Genomic DNA, 20,778 nt, shown 5'->3' with positions numbered 1-20,778 from the left:
TGAACGGAAATGGCCGAAGTCAAGATAACGAGCCTGCACAAGAAATACGGTGCTTTCCACGCGGTGCGTGGAATCGACCTCGAGATTCCGGATGGTGAGTTCACTGTTCTCGTCGGCCCCTCCGGCTGCGGCAAGAGCACGCTGCTGCGGATGATCGCCGGGCTCGAGGAAATCACCGACGGCGAGATCGAGATCGCTGGCGAGGTCGTCAACGAGATGCGCCCGCGCGATCGCGACGTCGCCATGGTGTTCCAGGACTACGCGCTATATCCGCACATGTCGGTGAGCCGGAACATCGGCTTCGGCCTGAAGGCCCGGAAGATGTCGAAGGCCGAGATCGACGGTCGTGTCCGCGCCGCCGCCGAGATGCTTGGCATCACCGACCTGCTCGATCGCCTTCCTCGCCAGATTTCCGGCGGCCAGCGCCAACGCGTTGCCATCGGCCGCGCCATCGTCCGCAGCCCGCGCATCTTCCTGTTCGACGAGCCACTATCCAATCTCGATGCCCAGTTGCGCGACGAGATGCGCGGCGAGATCAAGCGGCTCCACCAGGACATCTCGACGACGATGATCTACGTCACCCACGATCAGATCGAGGCGATGACGCTGGCCGACCGGATTGTCCTGATGCGTGACGGGGTGATCGAGCAGCAGGGCGCGCCTCTCGATCTCTTCGAGCGCCCGGCCTCGATCTTCGTTGCCGGCTTTCTCGGGTCGCCGAAAATGACGTTCCTGCCCGGTCGCCTCGAGATCGGCGATAAGGGTGCCGCGGTCGCGTTGGGCGATGGCGCCGTGGTGATCCCGCTGCCGGCCGATCGGCCGCTCGCTGGTGCGACGAACGGCATGTCCGTCATTCTCGGCGTCAGGCCGGAGCATGTCAGCCGGGCCAAGGGGCAGGATCTCGGGCCGGGGCATCTACGGCAGGAGGTCGCCATCGACCTCCTCCAGCCAACGGGATCGCGCTCCTACGCCACGTTCAAGCTGGCGGGCATGCCGGTCATGGCCGAGCTTGAGGCCCATGATGTCAGCCGCCCGGGCGAGACAATCGCCGTCGATATCAACCTGAACCGCGCCTCGCTTTTCGACGCCGCCAGCGAAAAGGCGATCTGAAGAAACGGCCTTGCCGTTTTGCCTCCGGCCCGGTGCGCCTCCGGCCCGGGCTCTTGCTGGGGAGGGGCAGTCGTAACTGCGCGGCCAGATTGATTAGACTTTCGCCAAGCGACAGATGCTAGGAATGCCGGGAAGGAGCCCGGATGACCCCTCGCAAGGCTGACGCCCCTCATCGCACCGCACGTCTCGCTCGCCGTGGCTGAGAACGTTGCAACGACCGGCGGCCTGAGCGAGGCTGAAGCCACCCGGCGTCGTGAAAGCGGCGAAGGCAACGCGGTGCGGATCGCCACGAGCCGGTCCTATGTCACCGTCATCCGCACCAATCTCTTCTCCTTCTTCAACAACATCCTCTTCACCATCGGCATCGCGCTGATCGTTCTCGGCGAATGGAATGACGCGATGACCAGCGTCGGGCTCGGCCTGGTCAACGCCATCATCAGCACCGTCCAGGAGTTGCGCGCCAAGCGTCAGCTCGACCGCATCGCCCTTCTCAACCGTCCGAAGGTGAAGCTGGTCCGCGGCGGCGTGGAAAGGGCCGGGGACCCGGACGAAATTGTCAAGAGCGATCATCTCCGCCTCCGTCCCGGCGACCAGGTCCTCGTCGATGGCTCGTTGATCGATGGCGGCGTTCTCGAAGTTGACGAGTCGCTGCTGACCGGCGAGTCGCAGGCGGTCCGCAAGTCGGTCGGCGACCCGCTGCTGTCCGGCAGCATCTGCCTGAGCGGCGAGGGGACTTATGAGGCCGAGGTCGTCGGCGCCGACAGCTATGCCAACAAGCTGACCGCCGAGGCCCGCGCCTTCCAGTTCATCAAGACGCCGCTGCAGAAGCAGATCGACTTCGCCGTCCGTCTCGTCATGCTGATCGTCGTGCTGATGAGCGGCACCATCCTGGTGTCGGCGCTGCTGCAGGATCTCCCCGGCACGCGCATCGTCCAACTCGCCGCGGTGCTTTCGGGGCAGGTGCCCTACGGCCTGTTCTTCGTCATTGTTGTCGCCTATTCGCTTGGTGCCGCTGCCATCGCCCGGCAGGGCGCGCTGGTCCAGCAGATCAATGCGGTCGAGTCGTTGAGCGATGCCGATATCCTGTGCGTCGACAAGACCGGCACGCTGACCACCAACGCCCTGAGTCTCGACCGGATCGAGACCATCGGAGAGGAGAGTCAGGACCAGCTCGGTTCGCTGATCGGCACCTATGCCCGCAGTGTCGGCTCGCCCAACCAGACGACCACCGCGCTGGCAGCGGGCCTGCCCGGCGATGCGCTGACGCCGGACAACGTGATCGCCTTTTCGTCAGGGCGGAAATGGAGCGCCGTCGCCTTCGCCACCGGGCCGCTGGCCGGCGTCCATGCGCTCGGCGCTTACGAGATGCTCGTCCCGCATCTCGCGCGCTCGGCGGCAACCGAAGATCTCGCCCGCCGCGTCGCGACCATCGCGGAGTCCGGCCTGCGTGTTCTTCTTTTTGCTGGGAGCACCGAGGAGACCGCCTTTTCCGGCGATGACGACGCGCCAGGATTGCCGCCGCTCCAGCCGCTCGGCCTGGTCATCCTCGCCGACGTGCTGCGGCCGAATGTCGGCGAGACTTTCGCGGCCTTCGCCGCTCTCGGGCTAAGGCTGAAGATCATCTCCGGCGACGATCCGAACACCGTCGCGGCGCTGGCCCGCCAGGCAGACCTGCCGGTCGAGGGGCTGGTCTCCGGTCCGGATCTGGCCGGATTAAATTCCGCCGATTTCGCCGCCACTGTCGAAGAGACCGATGTCTTCGGCCGTATCGCCCCGGCCCAGAAGGAGCAGATCGTCACCGCGCTGATCGCCAAGGGCCATCACGTCGCGATGGTCGGCGACGGCGTCAACGATGTCCTGGCGCTGAAGAAGGCCCAACTCGGCATCGCGATGAACAGCGGCAGCGCCGCCGCCCGCAACGTCGCCGACATCGTCCTCCTCAACGACGATTTCCAGCCGCTGCGCGCTGCCTTCTCCGAGGGCCAGCGGGTCCTCTCCGGCATGACCACCGCGCTTCTCCTGTTCCTGTCGCGGGTCGCCAGTTCGATCCTGGCGATCATCGCCATTACCATGCTCGGGCTGACCTTCCCCTTCGAGCCCGCCCAGATGGCCCTGACGCTGTTCACGGTCGGCATCCCCACGTTTTTCCTGACCCTGTGGGCGCGGCCGGTCGTTCTGGCCGAGGACCTGATCCGTAAGCTGGTGCGCTTTGTCATTCCGGTCGCGGTGGTGACCATGGTCTTCGGCGTCGGCCTCTACACGTTTCATTTCGAACGCGTCCAGATCGACGTGCAGGCCTATAACATTCCGGATTTCGGGCTTCAGAATTTCGAGCGGGTCACCGGACTGAGCGTCGATGACGGCCCGGAATTTGCGGAGGCCGCCGCAACCATCGTCGCGCAGTCGGCGCTGTCGATGTTCATCACCTTCACCGCCTTCGTGCTGATCCTGTTCCTCGCCCCGCCGATCCGCCTGTTCACCGGCTGGGTGCCCAAGGTCACGCCCGACAAGCGGCCGACCATCATGGCGGGGGCTCTCGCGGTCGTCTTCGGGGTGGTTCTCGTCAACGGCACGCTCGCCGACTATTTCGGGCTGATCACCGTCGGCCCGGGCGTCTATCTCAGCGTCGCCGCCGTCCTGCCGCTATGGACGGCGATTCTCCTGCTCAACTGGCGCTTCCGCTGGTTCGAGCGCTTTCTCGGCCTCGCGTCGGCGCCACGCGACAGGCAGTCGACATCGCCCTGAGCATCGGTTGGGAACGGAATGCCTAGCGGAACTGGCCGAAATAGGCCGAGCGGGAAGGCAGCAGGTTGAAGTCGACTTCGCGGTCTCCGCATTTGCCGGGCATCAGCTGGCGAATCTGCCAACGGCCTGAGGCGAGGTGGGCGTTGTAGCCGGGCCATGCCCTGGCATTGGCCAGCCAGCAATAGTCGGCGAGTCCCTGGTCGAGGATGGCGGAGCACACCTGGCCGCTGCCATAGACGCCAACCCGATAGAGGTTGCCGCGCTCGGCGACGCTGCGCCGCACATCGGTGAAATAGCGGGTGATGTCGGCCATGTCCTTGGTATTGGACCACGGTCCGTCGACTGCGAAATAGATGGCGCTGCCCACCGGCTGGCCGACATCATGGGCAAGCGTCAGCGCCCGGATCGCGTCTGATTTTCCGCGTTTGGGATCGCGGAAGGTCGAGATCCGCTGTCCCCAGTGCTGGAAGACCACCAGGATGTGAAACCCGGCCTCGGCGATCTGCATCCGCTCGTCGAAGGTCAGCGTCTTGCCGGGGATCGTCTCGTTCTTGTGGTCGAAGTAGCGGATGATGGTGTGGACGCCGACCTGCCGCATCTTCTTGAGAAAGACACTGGTCACCGGCTGCGACGTGTCGGCTGCCATGACGCCGCTGCCGGCGTAGCAATGGTCCTCGGACTTGTGCGATCCGGAGGCGATTGCGTCGCCGCCGAGGGCGGCGACCAGCACCGCCGCGGTAAGTGAAGAACACGCTCGCCTGAACACGTCTGTCTCCGCCGTCACCTGGATAGAGCCATTTCGACGAAAACTAACCGCCGACCGGTAACGATCAGTTAAGGCCGCAACGGCTGCGCGGCAGCTGCGAGCATTTTCCGAATTGCGCCGGCTGATTCACGTCGCTGACCCGCAGAGAACGCCAGCTCCGCCCAGTTTTCGTTGAAAAGCGGCGTGCTTTCGAGACGCGGACGACATACCGGGAGCGAAGCAAAAGTCAGGACATGCCAGCGCGTATCGGGTGCGGGGACGGGCCATGATCGCGCATGAAATAAAATCCTCTTATTGACATTTCTTCCAATGTTCGAAAGAAATATCGAAGTCCGCAATTATTACCAGATCCAGGGAGGAGCTGGTTGCTGGCGGAGAGAACGAGGGCCGTAAGCCATGTGGCCTCACGCAATCATGGCAATGGGAGGATGTGTGAATGGGAACGAACCAGAAAATCAGACTCTTTTCGGCGGGCTTGCTGGCCTCGTCGTTCATCGCCGCGGCAAGCACGGGCGCAGCGGCCGAGGATGGCAAGCGGATCGCGTTTTTCGTCTCCGACCTGTCGAACGTCTTCCACCAGTCGCAGGCGGCCGAAGCCGAGCGCTACGGCCTGGAGAAGTACGGTGCGGAAGTCGTCGTCTTTGACGGTCAGGCGGACTCGGCCGTCATGACCCAGAACATCGACCAGGTGGTTGCCGGCGGCTTCGACGCAGCGACCCTGCATATCTGGGATGCGGAAGCAGCGACGCCCGGTGTCAAGGAAGCCCTGGGCGAGGGCATCGTCATGACGTCCTTCTTCAGCCCGATCACCGATTCCGGTATACCGACCGCGCGCAGCGACGAAGCCGGCGTTTCCTTCGAGATGGGCAAGGAGATGGCGACGGCCTGGAAGGAAGCGCATCCTGACAAGCCGATCGTCATGGTTCAGCTTGGATGGCCGAACCATACCGAGGTGAATTCGGGCCGGACCGCCCCGTTTGTCGAGGGTGTCCTGTCGGTCGCTCCGGATGCCGAGAATCTCGGTGCACTGGACGCCAGCGCCGGCCAGGAAGCGGCGAAGCAGATCGTCGTCGACCTGCTCACCCAGCGGCCGGAGGTCAACCTGATCTACTCCGAAGCGTCCAACCTGACCGTCGGGACCATGGCCGGCCTTTCCCAGATCGGCCGGGGCAAGTTCGAAGACGGCAAGCCGCTGACCGAGATCGTCGCCAGCGTCGACTTCGATTCCGTCGAGTTCGACCAGGTCTATGACCCGAACTCGAGCCTGAAGGTCTCCATGGGCCTTCCGCCGATCGAGACCGCGCAGGGGAGGATCGACCTGATCATGGATGTCGTTGACGGCAAGGTCGCCGCCAGCAGTGATCCGGCCGAGGAGCACTTCTACAAGGCATACACCGTCTCCTACTGGAGCATGCCGAAGGAAGAAGCCGAGGCGTGGCTCGCCGCCCAGTTCGGCGAGTAACGACCGCCAGTCAGCCTGGACGGCCGGCGTTTGGTCGACGAGACGATCGAACCCGGCCGCCAGGCCTCTGTCCCGGATTTCATCGAAGCATCCCTCACGGCGCTGCCGATACCGTTCGCTGACACCGGTCGGCCACGAAGGCGCTGCGAGACGACGTGATGCTGCGCTCCGCTTGGAGGACAAGCTTGTGACAGGCGAGCAGCCATCGCCAATCCTCTCGGTCGAAGGACTCACGAAGGACTATCCCGGCGTGAGGGCGGTCGACGATGTCAGTTTCGCGGTCGAGCGGTGCACCGTGCACTGCCTTGTCGGCGAGAATGGCGCGGGCAAGTCGACCCTCGTCAAGATGCTGACGGGAGCTCTGCAGCCGACCAGCGGAACCATGCGAGTGGACGGCAGCGCGTATCAGCCCACCAATCCACACCAGGCACGGGAAGGCGGCATAGCTACGCTTTTCCAGGAACTCCATGTCGTCGACCAACTCTCCGTTCACGAGAACCTGACGCTGGGAATGGAGCGCGCGCGTTTCGGATTCCTGGTCGAGTCCGATCTCGATCGGCGCGTGGTCGAAACGCTGGCGATGATCGAGCCCTCGATCGATCCGTCGGCCCGGGTCTCCTCCCTGAGTGTCGCGCAGAAGCAGATTGTCGAAATCGCGCGATCCGCTTCGTCCGGCGCCAGCATCATCATCATGGACGAGCCGACGGCGGCTTTGTCCGAGCGGGAGGTCGAGCGTCTCTTCGGCGTGATCCGCCGCCTGCGGGACTCGGACGTGACCGTCATCTACATCTCCCACAAGCTCGACGAGATCTTCGAGCTGGGTGACGCGGTCACGGTCCTGCGCGACGGAAAACACATTGCCACCAAGCCGCTACCGGAAGTCGCCGGACGTTCCGAGCTGATCGAAATGATGATCGGCCGTTCGGTCTTTCAGGACTACGTGCCGCGCGCCACGGTCGGCGATGAGGCGGTTCTCTCCGCGACGGGATTGAACAACCATCTGCTCAAGGATGTCTCCTTTCACATCAACCGGGGCGAGATCGTCGGATTCTATGGACTGGTCGGAGCCGGAAAGACCGAGATCGCACGGGCCCTTTTCGGCGCGGATCAATGTTCCGGCGAGATCCGTTTCAAGGGCAGGAAGATCGGAGGGTCGCCGAAGCAGGCGATCGCATCGGGCATTGCCCTGGTGCCCGAAGAGCGGCGCACCCAGGGTTTGTTCACAACCCTGACCATCCGCGAGAATATTTCGGTGATGAATCTGAGGCGGCTGTCCGATGCCGGCATTTTCCGCAGTGCGGATGAGCGATCGGCCGCTGTCGATTATGTGCGAAAGCTCAGCATCGCGACGGATTCGATCGAGAAGCACACGGAAAAGCTGTCAGGCGGGAACCAGCAAAAAGTCGTCTTCGCCAAATGCCTCTTCGCCGATGCCGATCTGCTGCTGCTCGACGAGCCGACGCGCGGCGTTGACGTCGGCGCCAAGACGGAAATCTACGAGATCATCCGGAACCTCGCCAACAAGGGAACCTCGGTCGCGGTTTTCTCCTCGGAACTTGAGGAAGTGCTCGGCATCTGTGACCGGATTTTCCTCCTGTTCTCCGGCGCACTGGAAGCCGAAATCGCCAACGGCCCCGATGTCGACATGGCCCATATCCTCAATGTCGTAACCGGCGGCGGCGGGAGCGTAGCGCCATGACCGCTTATCCGGTCAAGGCTGAAGGGGTGCTGGGGTCCGACCACCGCATGGGCGACGAGACGTTCATCGCCTCCCTGGTCGCCTGCGTCGCCGTCGGGCTGTTTCTCATCGCATCGGTCTTTGTGCCGAATTTCTTCCAGCCGCTCACCATGCTCAACCTGGTGACCAACAACTGGGCCGTCATCTCGCTCGGTGTCGGCGTGACATTTCTCCTCGTGTCCGGGAATTTCGACCTTTCCGTCGGAGGCGTGGTCGCATTGTCCGGGGTCCTCGCGGTCTGGTTCGCCCAGTCGGCCGACGGGAACAATGCCCTCTCGACGGGACTTGGCTTTCCCTACTGGCTGGCAATCGTCTGCGCGCTTGGCGGTGCCCTGGCGGTCGGCGCGTTGAACGCGCTCTTCGTCGTTCGCTTTTCCGTGCCGTCGATCATCGTAACGCTCGGGACGATGATGCTCGCCCGGGGTATTGCGCAGGTCATCACCCAGGGCTCCCAACGCAACACGAACCTGCCTCCCGAGTTCGGTATTCTTGGCAACCTGACGATGTTCGGAACGTCGGTGCGTCTTCCCGTCGTGCTGATGGTCGTTCTTCTCCTCGTCGCCATCTTCATCGAGAAGAAGACGGTGTTCGGTCGACTCACCTACTGGATCGGCGCGAATCCCGTGACCGCCAGGCTCTCCGGCATCGACCGGGCGAAACACCTTACCTACCTCTATCTGCTGAGTGCCGGAATCGCCGGGGCGGTGGGAATCCTTCTGGCCTCCGAGTTCAGGTCCGGATACTCGAACCGCGGCACGCTGATGGAATTCGATGCGCTGGTGACGGCCCTGCTGGGCGGGGTCGCCATCGCCGGCGGCTTCGGCTCGGTGATCGGGATGTTCTTCGGCGCTCTCATCCTCGCGGTCGTGACCACGGCCGCGACGGGGATGATCCTGTCGCCGGACTGGCAGTTCATCCTCAAGGCGGTCGCCGTGTTCCTCGCGATCGTCACGCAGACCTGGGCGCTCGCCCGCAGGAACCGGTGAGCTCGATGTCCCACACACCCGCTTATGCACAATCCCGGCCGGCTGGCGGCCCCGTCGCCCGCTTCCTGCGCAGCTACTATATCTACCTGGTGCTCGTCGCCGTGGTCGTCGTGCTCAGCGCCGCCAATCTCGACAGGTTCGATCTCTTCGAGCGCGGCAACTTCCTGAACCAGAACAACATCATCAACATTCTCAGGATATCGGCGCCATTGCTGACGCTGGTCGGCGCCTTCACGCTGCTCATGGTATCGGGCTATATCGACTTGTCCGTGGGGAGCGCCGCAAGCCTCAGCGCGGTCGTCTATGCACTGTTCGCCATCCATGGCTTGCCGTTTCCGGTCGCCTTCGCCCTCACGCTTGTCGTCGGTGCCGGTCTTGGGGCCATCAACGGCATTCTGGTCGTTCGGCTCGGGATAACACCGGTCATCGCGACCTTGATCACATTGAGCCTCTACAAGGGTATCGCCCTGCTTCTCGTCGAGGACGGCGTGTCGGCGATCAAGTCCGGCGGCGGCCTGTCGATGCCCGATTGGTTCAACTCCTACGGCCGGATCGGCGTGATGCTCGGCCTTCCCGCGGCCTTCTGGGTCGCCGTCGGGGTCACCCTGGTGCTTGTCGTCGCCCAGAATCGGACGCTGCTTGGCAAATACGCCGCCGCGACGGGCGGCAACCCGACAGCGGCAAGATTGTCCGGCATCAACACCGGACGGATCGTTTTTCTGCTTTATGTGATCGTTGGTATGACCGCGGCGCTTGCCGGCATTGCGCGATCCAGCTTCATGTCACTCGGCGATCCGCTTTCGGGAGACGGGATGGAACTTTCCGCCATCCTAGCCGTGCTGATCGGCGGCACCGCGTTCGCCGGCGGTGAGGGCAGGGTCCTCCGCTCGTTCATTGGCGCGCTGATCATCATGGCGCTTACTGTGGGAATGCTCATACTCGTGCCGGCCTATTTCCAGACGCTTCTCATCGGCCTGGCGCTCCTGGCCGCCGCCGCGTCGAACCACCTCATCAGTCGAAAGGAGGTCGTTTCATGAGCATTGCCGGCATCGACTCCGAGAGCCTGCGGCTCATGGCGCGGGTGCTTACCCTCCATTACATCGAGGGCAAGCTTCAATCCGAAGTCGCTACCGAGCTCGGCCTATCCTCAGCCAAGGTGAACCGGCTGATCAAGAGGGGGCGGGAACTGGGCATGGTGCACATCACCATCAACAGCCCGTTCCAGCCCCTGTTCGAGCTGGAGCGCAAGCTCTCGATGAGATGGGACCTCAGATATTGCAGTGTTGTCGCGGCGGTGACCGGCAATGCCGAGACCACGCTTAACCAGGTCGGCAAGCAGGCAGGCGAAATGCTGGTCGATTCCATCCGCGACGGCGATACGATCGCCATCTCCGGCGGCAAGGCGCTCGGGGCGGTGATCGACAATCTTTCCGTTGACCGTGCCTATGACGTGAACGTCGCGCCGATGACCGGCGGCGTGCAGGGCCAGCACTATACCGATGTCAATCACATCGCGACCCGGCTTGCCGACAAGCTCGGCGGCCGCGCGACCCTGATCCATGCTCCGCTCCACGCGGACACGCCGGCGGAGCGCGACCTGCTGATGTCGGTCCGCGCGGTGCGCGACGTCATGGATGTCTCGCGCAAGGCCGCGGTCGCGGTGGTTGGCATCGGCTCGGTCGTTGGTCCCAACGCGACCTATTACGTTGCCCAGCCGCTTCCCGAGAGTGAACGGATCAAGCTCGTGGAGCGCGGCGTTCGCGGCGAGTTCCTCGGACACCTGATCAACGGCGATGGATCGCTGGCCAAGACCGAACTCAATTCGCGCCTTGTCGCCCTGCCGCCGCAGGAGGCCATGAGCATCCCCATCCGGATCGGCGTCGCTTCCGGTGAAGAAAAGGTCGGTCCTATCATGGCCGCGCTCAACGGCGGCTACATCAACGCATTGGTCGTCGACGATCACACGGCCGAGACAGTTCTGGAAAGTGAGGTTCGTGTTGCCTGAACAAGTTCTGGACGAACAGATGACGCGGTCGATCGGCGCTTCCGGCATCGAGGCTTCCGCGGTTGGCGTCGGCACATGGGCGATCGGCGGATGGATGTGGGGCGGCACCGACGAAAAGGCCGCGATCGCCGCGATCCATGCGGCGATCGACGCGGGGCTGTCGCTTGTCGACACGGCTCCCGCCTATGGCCAGGGCGTCTCCGAAAGCATTGTCGGCCGCGCTATCAAGGGTCGCCGCGACAAGGTCGTGCTGGCGACGAAATGCGGTCTCGTATGGCACACGCGGCAGGGCAACCACTTCTTCGACTACGAAGGCCGGCCGGTGCATCGCTACCTCGGCAAGGAGTCCGTCGTCTACGAAGTCGAGCAGAGCCTGAAGCGTCTCGATACCGATGTCATCGACCTCTACATCACGCACTGGCAGGATTCGACGACGCCCATTGCCGAGACCATGGAGGCGCTCGAACGACTCAAGGCACAGGGCAAGATCCGGGCGATCGGCGCGAGCAACACCTCCGTCGATGACGTCAACGCTTACCTCGCCACCGGCAAGCTCGACGCGCTCCAGGAAGAGTATTCGATGGTGAAGCGGGGCATTGAGTCGACCCTGCTACCTCTCTGCATCGAAAACCGGGTGTCGATGCTGAGCTATTCGTCATTGGCGCTCGGACTCCTCACGGGTCGCATTGGCCCGCAACGGACCTTCGACGGCGACGACCTGCGCAAGAACAACCCGATGTTCTCGGTTGGAAATCGCGAGAAGGTCGCCGCTTTCGTCCGTGACATCGCGCCGGTGGCCGCTCGACATGCGGCCACCACGGCGCAGCTCGTCATCGCCTGGACGTTGCGGCAGCCCGGAATCACCTTTGCACTATGCGGAGCCCGCAACCCCGAGCAGGCAATCGAGAACGCGCGAGCCGGCCGCATCCGGCTTGACGAGGATGACCTGGGGCGGATCGCCTCTGCTGCCGAACGTCATCTCGTCGGGCTTGATCGAGAGGCAGCATGAGACGGGAGGCGTGACCAGCCCGGCGCTGCCGGTACGCGAAGCCATGCCGACATCCCGAACCGACAAGCTCGACCGGATCGTCGCCGACGGCGCGTTTGACGCGATCGTGGTGGGCGGCGGCATAAACGGGATTGGCGCCTTTCGTGAATTGGCGCTGCAGCACCTGCGGGTTCTGCTCGTGGAGAGAGCCGACTTCTGCTCGGGCTGCAGCGCCGCGCCCTCGCGAATGATCCACGGCGGGCTTCGCTATCTCGAGAATGGCGAGTTTTCGCTGGTCCGGGAGTCGTTGGTCGAACGCGACGCCCTGCTTCAGACCGCGCCGCACATGGTCCACCCGCTGCCGACCACGATACCGATCGTCGGTGTTTTCTCCGGCCTGCTGAATTCGACGGTGGCCTTCTTCGGCGGTACGGGCAAACCATCAAGCCGCGGCGCCGTCCCGATCAGGATCGGCCTCGCCGTCTACGACTGGCTTACGAGAAAGCGTCGCGCCATGCCGCGGCACATCTTCCGCGGGCGGGCCGCCACCTTGCGGAAGTGGCCGCGACTGAACGCCAGGATCCGGTTCTCGGCGACCTACTACGATGCCTGGATCAGCCATCCCGAGCGTCTGGGAATGGAACTTATCGCAGACGCGGAAGGAATCGCGCCGTCCTGTGCTGCAATGAATTACGCCACGCTGGAGCGGAGCGCCGATGGTGGACTTGAACTGGCCGACGGCACGACCGGATTGCGCGCATCGGTGACCGCAAGGGTGATCGTCAACGCGACCGGCGCCTGGCTCGACGAAACGAGGGACGCGCTCGAAGGCCAGGGGGAAAGACTGGTCGCGGGAACCAAGGGATCACATCTGGTGATCGACAATCCGGCGCTCCGCGAGGCGCTTGGCGGCCATATGTTCTACTTCGAGAACACTGATGGCCGTGTTTGCATCGCTTTTCCCTACCTGGGCAACGTGCTCGCCGGCGCGACCGACATACGGGTCGAGAAACCGGGACGCGTGCGCTGCGAGGATGACGAGCGGGACTACATTCTAGAGGCTCTCCAACGCCTTTTCCCCGACATACCGAACAGCGCCGACGATATCGTTTTCAGCTTCAGTGGCATCCGCCCGCTGCCGCGAAGCCAGCAGGCTTTCACCGGGCGCATCTCCCGCGATCATTTCACCCAGCGCATCGACGGATCCCCGCCGCAGATATGCATGGTCGGCGGCAAGTGGACGACCTTCCGTGCATTCGCCGCACAGGCCGCCGATGACGTTCTCCATGAGCTTGGCATTGCGCGCCAACGCGGCAGCGAGGCGGTACCGATCGGCGGCGGGAAGGATTTTCCCGCCGAGTCCCGCGATCTCGTGCGCCTCTTCATGCATCGCTTCGGGATCGACGAATCCCGCGCCGCGCATCTTGTCGACCGCTATGGAACGAACGGCGAGGCTGTCGAGGCGCATTGCGCCGGATATCCGGACGATGCGCCGCTGGTTCCCGGCTGCGCCTATACCAGCGGCGAGATCGATTACCTGTGTCGGAATGAGCAGGTGATCCACCTCGGCGATCTCGTTCTGCGCCGCACCGATCTCGCGATCACTGGCCGGTTGTCGCTGACCCTTCTCGATCGGTTGGCGGCCATAGCCGCCGCCGTCATGGGCTGGAGCGACGAGGAGTCCCTGGCCGAACGGGAGAAAGTCGTGGCCGATCTTCGCGACTACCACGGCGTCCATCTCGCCGACGCCGACAATCAGACCGACAGGAGAGAAGAATGCGTGTGAGCAACAAGGCGCGAATGAAGCGCCTGTTCAGCCACGGCGGTTGCCTCGACGTCGCCATCGACCACGGCGTCTGCAACGAACCGTCCTTCATGGTCGGTCTCGAGGACATGGCCGCCGTCGTGGACACGCTGGTCGCGGCAAGGCCCGATGCGATACAGATGGCCTATGGCCAGGCCGACCTGCTGCAGAACTGCGAGGGCAGGGACAAGCCCGCGCTGGTCATGCGTCTGGACATGGGCAACCCCTATAACGACCAGCGCCACCGCGTGATGTGGTCCCAGCTCCAGAACGAAGACGAGCCCATCATCGGGGCGCTGGAGATGGATGCCGCCTGCGTGGTGGTCAACCTCTTCATGCTGCCGGATGAGCCCGATCTCTTTCACCAGTGCGTCCGCAACATCGCTCGTGTCCGGGCCGATTGCCTCAAATACGGAATGCCCTTGATGATCGAGCCGCTGGTGATGCTGCCCAACGACGTGCGCGGCGGCTACCAGGTGGACGGTAACGCCGACAAGATCGTGACCCTGGTCCGGCTTGCCTCGGAAATGGGTGCGGACATCATCAAGGCCGATCCGACCGAGAACCCCGACGACTTTCACCGCGTCGTCGAAGCCGCCCGATGCCCGGTCCTCGTACGCGGCGGCGGCAAGGAGGATCTCGAGACGGTTCTGCGGAAATCCGCGCGGCTGATGGCGCAGGGCGCCAACGGCATGGTCTATGGCCGCAACATCTATCAGCACGCAAATCCACGGGCCGTCGTTGCCGCCCTGATGGCGATGATCCACAACGGCGCGTCCGGCGAGGAAGCATGGGACATCTATAATCGTGGATGACACCGGGCCGCTGCTGCTTGGGCTCGACGCGGGCAACACGGTCACCAAGGCAGTGCTCTTTGACCGGGACGGACGGCAGCTTTCCCGCTGCGCCCGGCAGAGCGTCTCCGACCAGCCTCAACCGGGCTATGTCGAGCGAAATCCCGAAGACCTCTGGCGCGACGCCAGCACCGCGATCCGCGATTGCATCGCTGACGCCGGGATCGACCCGGCAAGGATTGCCGCGATCGGCTGTGCCGGACACGGCAACGGCCTCTACCTGATCGACGACGAGGGATCGGCCATTCTCGGCATCCAGTCCCTCGACAGCCGCGCCGCGAACCTGGCGGAAGACCTGACGGCGCGGAATGGCGACGCGCTGCACGCCGCCTGTCTGCAAAAGCCGTGGCCTGCGCAAACCGCCGTGCTCCTCGCCTGGGTCAAGGCAAACCGGCCGGACGTGTATGACGCAACATCGACCGCCTTCCTGTGCAAGGACTTCGTCACCTTCCGGCTCACGGGCAACCGGACGTCGGATATTTCCGACCTCAGCGGCTGCGGGCTGTTGCGCATGCCGGAAGCCCGTGTCGACGCGGACCTCCTGTCGCTCTACGGGCTGGATGATGCGGCCGCGATGATGCCGCGCCCGGCCCAGCCGGTCGACGTCGTCGGTCGCATTACCGACGCGGCGGCGCGTCAGACCGGCCTTGTCGCCGGGACACCCGTGGTCGCAGGCTTTTTCGACGTGATCGCGTCGGCGATCGGTTCCGGGGTCGTCGCCCCCGGACAGGCGTCGATCGTCGCCGGAACCTGGAGCATCAACCAGGTTTTCTCGGACACCGCGGCGATCGACCCCGACGTCTTCATGGTCTCCACCTTTGGACCGGGCCGGTTCGTCAACATCGAGTCGAGCGCGACGTCGGCGGCCAATCTCGAATGGTACGTGCGCGAATTCGTCGAGAGCCACGGACACCACGACGATCCGTTCGGCTGGTGCAATGAGAGGATCGCCGAAGTCAGTCCGGCGGCCGACGATCCCGTCTTCCATCCGTATATCTACGGTTCCGGCCAAGCTCCCTCGGCGCGCGGCGGCCTGTATGGCCTTGCCGGCTGGCATGGCGAAGGGCACGTGCTGCGCGCGCTATACGAAGGCGTCGTCTTCGAGCATCGTCGCCATATCGAGGTCCTGACAGGGGCCGGTATTTCCTTCAACGAGGCGGTGATGTCGGGCGGCGGCACGCGGAGTGCCGTCTGGCCGCAAATGATGGCGGATTGCCTCGGCGTGAAGATCACCGTGTCGACCACCGTGGAAGCCGGGGCGCTTGGCGCCGCGATCGCCGCCGGGGTTGGCGCCACCCTGTTCGAGAGCCTTGAAGACGGCGTGTCGTCCATGACCCGCGTCCGGGCCGTGTTTCTGCCGGACCCGGACATGAAGGCGCACTATGACCGCCGCTACCGGCTGTACCGGGATCTGACAGAGGCGATGAAGCCTTTCTGGACAGCACAGCGGCTCGCCGGTTGCGAGGCAGCGGCACAATGACGGCCGTCGGCTTTCCAGTGCGGAGCGGCCGGCGATGAACGGAGCCGCATTGGACCGCGACACCTACGACTACATCATCGTCGGCGCTGGCACCGCCGGCTGCGTCCTGGCAAACCGGCTGACCGAGGATCCGGCGGTCAAGGTGCTGCTGCTGGAGGCCGGCGGCAACGACGCCTATCACTGGGTCCACATTCCGATCGGCTATCTCTATTGCATCGGAAACCCGCGCACCGACTGGATGATGAAGACCGTTGCGGAGCCCGGTCTCAACGGTCGCAGCCTCGTCTATCCACGCGGCAAGCTGCTTGGCGGCTGTACGTCGGTCAACGGCATGATCTACATGCGCGGCCAGGCGGCCGACTACGATGGCTGGCGGCAGATGGGCAATGTCGGCTGGGGCTGGGACGACGTCCTGCCCTATTTCCTGAAGTCGGAGGACAACTACCGCGGCGCGACGCCCCTGCATGGCGCCGGCGGTGAGTGGAAGGTCGCGAGGCAGCGCCTGTCCTGGGACATCCTGCGCGCCGTCCAGGAAGGCGCCAGCGAGTTCGGCATCCTGCCCCGCGAGGACTTCAACGACGGTAATAATGAGGGCTCGGGCTTCTTCGAGGTCAACCAGCGCCGGGGTGTGCGGTGGAACGCTGCGAAGGCGTTCCTCCGTCCGGCGATGAAGAGGAAGAACCTCCGCGTCGTCACCCACGCCATGACCCAGACCCTGCTGATGGAGGGCAAGCGCGTTGCCGGGGTCGTCTACCGACGCGATGGCCAACAGCATTCGGCAAGGGCCGGGGCCGGGGTCATCCTCGCCGCTGGGTCCATCAACAGCCCAAAGCTGATGGAATTGTCGGGGATCGGCGCGCCCGAACGGCTACGCCGGCTTGGCGTGGCAGTGCGGCACGCATTGCCCGGGGTCGGAGAAAACCTGCAGGACCACCTGCAACTCAGGACCGTCTTCAAGGTCAGGAATGCCAGAACGCTCAATACCCGGGTGAACAGCCTGGCCGGCAAGGCGGGGATCGCACTGCAATACCTGGTCAGCCAGAGCGGGCCGATGTCGATGGCGCCGAGCCAGTTCGGCATGTTCACGAAGTCGGACCCATCGAAAGAGACGCCGGACCTCGAGTATCACGTCCAGCCGCTGTCGACCGATCGGCTGGGCGATCCGCTCCATTCCTTCCCGGCGATCACAGTGTCGGTCTGCAACCTTCGGCCCGAGAGTGTCGGGGCGTGCCATGCCGTTTCGACCGACGCCGACGAGCAGCCGGAGATCCGGCTGAACTACCTCTCCACGGACGCCGATCGGATCGTCGCCACCAGGTCGCTTCAGCAGGCTCGCCGGATCATGACGGCGCAAGCGCTTGCGCCCTACCACCCCGAAGAAATCCTCCCCGGTCCTGAATACCAGTCGGAAGAGGCGTTGATCGAGCAGGCCGGTAACATCGGAACGACGATCTTCCATCCCGTCGGCACATGCAGGATGGGCGCCGACCCAGACGCGGTCGTTGGCGCCGATCTGCGGGTCCACGGCCTTGACGGGCTGCGCGTGGTCGATGCCTCGGTCATGCCGCGGATCGTCTCGGGCAACACGGCGTCGCCGGTGGTCATGATCGCCGAGAAGGCTGCGGACCTGATTCGCGCCGGGCACAAGGACCCGGTCGTGCGCCAGCGGGCGAAATCGTCAATCGCATAGCCACACCGGGCGTCATGCCGGCAGCAGGTCGGAGTCGATCATCATGATCGGCGTCGGCGGGTTCTTTCCCGCAGCATGGAGTCTTGCCGTGCCCGCGTCCTGACCGCCCCTCAAGCGGCTTCGGCCACAGCCTGTTCCGCCGTCAGGGCGTTCTCGGGTGTACCTGAGACGATAATCTGCAGGACTTCCTGTTCGGTGGTGTGCGCGATGAAGCGGTCGCCGACATTCTCGCCGCGCTTCAGCACCATCACCCGGTCACCGACCGCGAAGATGTCCTGGAGCCGATGCGAGATGATGATCTGGGCAACTCCGTGCTTCTTGAGTTCCAGCATCGTCTCGAGCAGGCGTTCGGTCGCCATCACCGACAGGTTTGCCGTCGGCTCGTCGAGAATGACGACGCGGGGATCGAACGAGATCGCGCGTGCAATGGCAACCGACTGCTGGCGGCCGCCTGACAGGCTCTCGACCCTCTGGAAGACCGAATTGACGTCGACCTTGAGTCGTTTGAGGACCTTGTCGGCCTCCGAATACATCGTCTTGCGATCGACGAAGGGACCACGGCGCGGCCAGCGCCCGAGGAAGATATTCTGGCCGACATCCATGTTCCCGCACAGCGCGAAGTCCTGGTAGATCATCTCGATCCCGGAGTCGCGGCTCTCATGCGGGTTCCTGAAATGGGTCGCCTTGCCGTCGACCAGCACCGAGCCGGTGTCGCGATGATACGCGCCGGTCAGGATCTTCATCAGCGTCGACTTGCCGGCCGAGTTGTCGCCAACCAGGCCGAGGACCTCTCCCGGATATAGCTTCAGATTGACGTCACCGAGCGCCTGTACGGCACCAAACGACTTGTGGATCCCCTGCATCTGGATAATCGGCGTCGGCTTGACGGTGGTTTCAGACATTCGCGTCTTCCTTCTTTCTCCTCCGGGCAATTCGCAGGCTCGCCCGCAACTCGCCAATGATGTTTGCCTGACGGACCCAGATGTCGATGAGCACGGCAATGATCAGGATGACTCCGAGGAAGACGTTGACCCAATGCTGCGGCATCGAGAAGCCCTCCACGTTGAGCTGGAGCAGGGCCCGGATGAGCGTGATGACACCGGCGCCGGCGAGCGCGCCGATGATCGTGCCGTAGCCACCGAAGATCGAGCCGCCGCCGATGATCACCGCAGCGATCCCGTCGAGTTCCCTGAACTGGCCGGCGATCGGGTTGAAGCTGCGGAAATAGGCGATGTTGATCAGGCCAGCCATCGAAGCGCAGAGCGCGCAGAAGAGGAAGGCGAAGAACCGCACCCGGCCGGTGTTGATGCCGGCATAGTCCGCGGCGCGACGATTTCCACCGGTGGCGTAGAGCCTCTGGCCGTAGGGCATGAAGCCGATCACCGTGCCCGCGATCACTGCCACCAGGATCATCCAGACGGTCTGCACGCTGACGACATCCGCAAGTGCCCCCAGGAAGCCGCCGGGATCGGGCAGGCCATAGAGTTCGAGGATGTCGCCGATCTTCCGTCCCAGGACATTGAAATACTCGGACCAGCCGGTGAGCTGCTGCCCGGCAGTAATCCATGATGCAACGCCCCGCGCCATGTAGAACATGCCAAGCGTGGCGATGAAGGCTGGCAGGCCGAACATCACCGTCAGGACACCGTTGATCGTTCCGGCCAGCAAGCCAACGCAGAGGCCAATGACGATTGCCGTGCCGGGATCGAGCCCGACCACCTTCAGCGCGTAGGCCGTGACGCTGCCGGAGAGGGCCAGAACCGCGCCGACCGACAGGTCGATGTCGCCGGCGGCGATGACATAGGTCAGGCCGACCGCGATGAGAGCGACCTCCGTATAGTTGAGGAGGAGGGCGAAGGTATTGGGCAGGTGCCACCAGTAATCGGGCCTGAGGGCCAGGCCGATCACCCACAGGAGCGTCGCCAGGGTAATCGCCAGCGCATCGCGACGGGCGAAGAATTTGCCGATGCCGCGCGCGTCGTAGGCCATGTCGGATGCCATCGCACCCTTGGTCTGCACGCCCTCGATCGCCACTCCGCCGGCATCGGCCGCGGGCGGCGGCGGCAATCCCCTCAGTTTGGCCCAAAGCCGCTCCGGGACGCGCCGACGGATGACATACGGTTCTATCAGGACCGCGATGATCAGCAGGATGCCGATGAACGCCGGAACGGCGCCAGCCGGCAGCGTGAACGTCGACTGCACCTGGACCTCGACACCGTTGATCTCGACGGTGCGGGTGATCGGCCAGCTTTCGCGAAGCACCTTGTTGATCAGGAAGACCAGCAATGCGCCGAAATACGAACCGATGATCCGTCCGCGGCCGCCAAGGATGGAAGCGCCGCCGATAATGACCGCAGCGATGACGATAAGCTCGGCCATCAGGCCGGTCTGCGGCGACGTACCTTTGTCCTGGGCGACGGCCATCAGTCCGGCGATCGTCGCGCACCACGAAGAAAGCAGATAGGCGCGGATCCGAACCCACCGCGTGGGAATCCCGGCGTAGATCGCCGCCTGCTCGTTGCCACCGGTCGCGAAGGTCTCGTAGCCCCACCGGGTCTTGGCCAGAACGACCGCGCCGATGGCGACGGCGGCGAGAGCGATGAAGATCTGGTTGTTGAAGCCCCAGGCGTTCGTTTCGCCGAGGTTGAAGAACCACTGATAGTCGCGCGCCTTGATCGGGTAGAGGATCGACTGCCCGCCGGTCAGTCCCAGAATGAATCCGCGTCCGATGAACAGCATCGTCAGCGTCGCGATGAAGGCCGGGACACGAAGGAAGGTGACCAGGACGCCGTTGGTCAGGCCGATGATCGTCCCCAGGACGATGCAGGCGATGATGGCCGGAACCACGCCCATGTCGAAGTGCGCGGTGTTGAAGACGAGGGCGAAGACGACACCCACCAGCCCGAAAGTCGAGCCGACCGAGAGGTCGAGATCCTTGTTGGCGATGACGAAGGTCATGCCGACTGCCATGACCCCGTACCGCGCGCTGTCGCGAAGCAGGGACATGAGGGCGTCGGCGGAGCCGAAGAATCTCGGGTTCAGAATGGTGCCCACGACGTAGAGGAGGACCATCATGATCGCGAGACCGGCTTCCCAGCCGCCGATAAGCTGCATCGGCCGGCGGCCGGGCCCGGAGGGAACTGTCGTCAT

At 64.0% G+C, this 20,778-nt stretch carries 15 protein-coding genes; 12 read left to right on the top strand and 3 right to left on the bottom strand.

Annotated features, from left to right (window positions below; genetic code table 11):
* The first annotated feature begins 9 nt into the window (after positions 1 to 9).
* Together BLT60_RS13085 and BLT60_RS13080 are read left to right on the top strand one after the other, a co-directional pair.
* Positions 10 to 1,110, top strand: a complete 1,101-nt coding sequence (locus BLT60_RS13085; protein WP_090876909.1) for an ABC transporter ATP-binding protein — start codon at positions 10 to 12, stop codon at positions 1,108 to 1,110.
* 195 nt (positions 1,111 to 1,305) lie between these two features.
* Positions 1,306 to 3,855 carry an HAD-IC family P-type ATPase gene (locus tag BLT60_RS13080; RefSeq protein ID WP_090876908.1) on the top strand — a complete coding sequence of 850 codons (2,550 nt, stop codon included), beginning with the start codon at positions 1,306 to 1,308 and terminating at the stop codon, positions 3,853 to 3,855.
* Positions 3,856 to 3,877: 22 nt separating this feature from the next.
* Here BLT60_RS13080 and BLT60_RS13075 read toward each other — a convergent pair whose 3' ends face one another.
* Complete coding sequence (locus BLT60_RS13075) at positions 3,878 to 4,621, bottom strand: glycoside hydrolase domain-containing protein (RefSeq protein WP_139167830.1); 744 nt, start codon at positions 4,619 to 4,621, stop codon at positions 3,878 to 3,880.
* Positions 4,622 to 5,057: 436 nt separating this feature from the next.
* Between BLT60_RS13075 and BLT60_RS13070 the strand changes: the two genes are divergently transcribed.
* The 10 genes from BLT60_RS13070 (at position 5,058) to BLT60_RS13025 (ending at position 17,628) form a co-directional block, all read left to right on the top strand.
* Positions 5,058 to 6,083, top strand: coding sequence for a sugar ABC transporter substrate-binding protein (locus BLT60_RS13070; RefSeq protein WP_090876906.1), 1,026 nt, complete (start codon positions 5,058 to 5,060; stop codon positions 6,081 to 6,083).
* Positions 6,084 to 6,270: 187 nt separating this feature from the next.
* The gene (locus BLT60_RS13065; RefSeq protein ID WP_090877159.1) at positions 6,271 to 7,782 is read left to right on the top strand and encodes a sugar ABC transporter ATP-binding protein; all 1,512 of its coding nucleotides are present in this window, start codon (positions 6,271 to 6,273) and stop codon (positions 7,780 to 7,782) included.
* On the top strand, positions 7,779 to 8,807 hold the full coding sequence (locus BLT60_RS13060; protein WP_090876905.1) for an ABC transporter permease: 1,029 nt from the start codon (positions 7,779 to 7,781) through the stop codon (positions 8,805 to 8,807). The genes BLT60_RS13065 and BLT60_RS13060 overlap by 4 nt, the downstream gene beginning before the upstream one ends.
* A gap of 5 nt (positions 8,808 to 8,812) precedes the next feature.
* A complete protein-coding gene (locus tag BLT60_RS13055) occupies positions 8,813 to 9,844 on the top strand; it encodes an ABC transporter permease (protein ID WP_090877158.1) in 1,032 nt (343 codons plus the stop codon).
* Positions 9,841 to 10,812 (top strand): sugar-binding transcriptional regulator, encoded by a 972-nt coding sequence (locus BLT60_RS13050; RefSeq protein WP_090876904.1) that lies wholly within the window; start codon positions 9,841 to 9,843, stop codon positions 10,810 to 10,812. Before BLT60_RS13055 ends, BLT60_RS13050 begins: the two co-directional genes overlap by 4 nt.
* A gap of 19 nt (positions 10,813 to 10,831) precedes the next feature.
* On the top strand, positions 10,832 to 11,821 hold the full coding sequence (locus tag BLT60_RS13045) for an aldo/keto reductase (RefSeq protein WP_090876903.1): 990 nt from the start codon (positions 10,832 to 10,834) through the stop codon (positions 11,819 to 11,821).
* Positions 11,822 to 11,864: 43 nt separating this feature from the next.
* Positions 11,865 to 13,586, top strand: a complete 1,722-nt coding sequence (locus BLT60_RS13040; RefSeq protein ID WP_090877157.1) for an FAD-dependent oxidoreductase — start codon at positions 11,865 to 11,867, stop codon at positions 13,584 to 13,586.
* Positions 13,577 to 14,419 carry a class I fructose-bisphosphate aldolase gene (locus BLT60_RS13035; RefSeq protein ID WP_090876902.1) on the top strand — a complete coding sequence of 281 codons (843 nt, stop codon included), beginning with the start codon at positions 13,577 to 13,579 and terminating at the stop codon, positions 14,417 to 14,419. Before BLT60_RS13040 ends, BLT60_RS13035 begins: the two co-directional genes overlap by 10 nt.
* Positions 14,412 to 15,938, top strand: a complete 1,527-nt coding sequence (locus tag BLT60_RS13030) for an FGGY-family carbohydrate kinase (RefSeq protein ID WP_090876901.1) — start codon at positions 14,412 to 14,414, stop codon at positions 15,936 to 15,938. The genes BLT60_RS13035 and BLT60_RS13030 overlap by 8 nt, the downstream gene beginning before the upstream one ends.
* 34 nt (positions 15,939 to 15,972) lie before the next feature.
* A complete protein-coding gene (locus BLT60_RS13025) occupies positions 15,973 to 17,628 on the top strand; it encodes a GMC family oxidoreductase (protein ID WP_090876900.1) in 1,656 nt (551 codons plus the stop codon).
* A gap of 110 nt (positions 17,629 to 17,738) precedes the next feature.
* On the opposite strand, the gene BLT60_RS13020 is transcribed toward BLT60_RS13025, so the two are convergent.
* Together BLT60_RS13020 and BLT60_RS13015 are read right to left on the bottom strand one after the other, a co-directional pair.
* The gene (locus tag BLT60_RS13020; RefSeq protein WP_090876899.1) at positions 17,739 to 18,530 is read right to left on the bottom strand and encodes an ATP-binding cassette domain-containing protein; all 792 of its coding nucleotides are present in this window, start codon (positions 18,528 to 18,530) and stop codon (positions 17,739 to 17,741) included.
* Positions 18,523 to 20,778, bottom strand: a complete 2,256-nt coding sequence (locus tag BLT60_RS13015; protein WP_090876898.1) for an ABC transporter permease — start codon at positions 20,776 to 20,778, stop codon at positions 18,523 to 18,525. Before BLT60_RS13015 ends, BLT60_RS13020 begins: the two co-directional genes overlap by 8 nt.

This window comes from Bauldia litoralis, assembly GCF_900104485.1.
GTDB lineage: Bacteria > Pseudomonadota > Alphaproteobacteria > Rhizobiales > Kaistiaceae > Bauldia > Bauldia litoralis.
The sequence above is the reverse complement of the archived record's forward strand: the minus strand, read 5'-3'. Positions and strand labels throughout refer to the sequence as shown.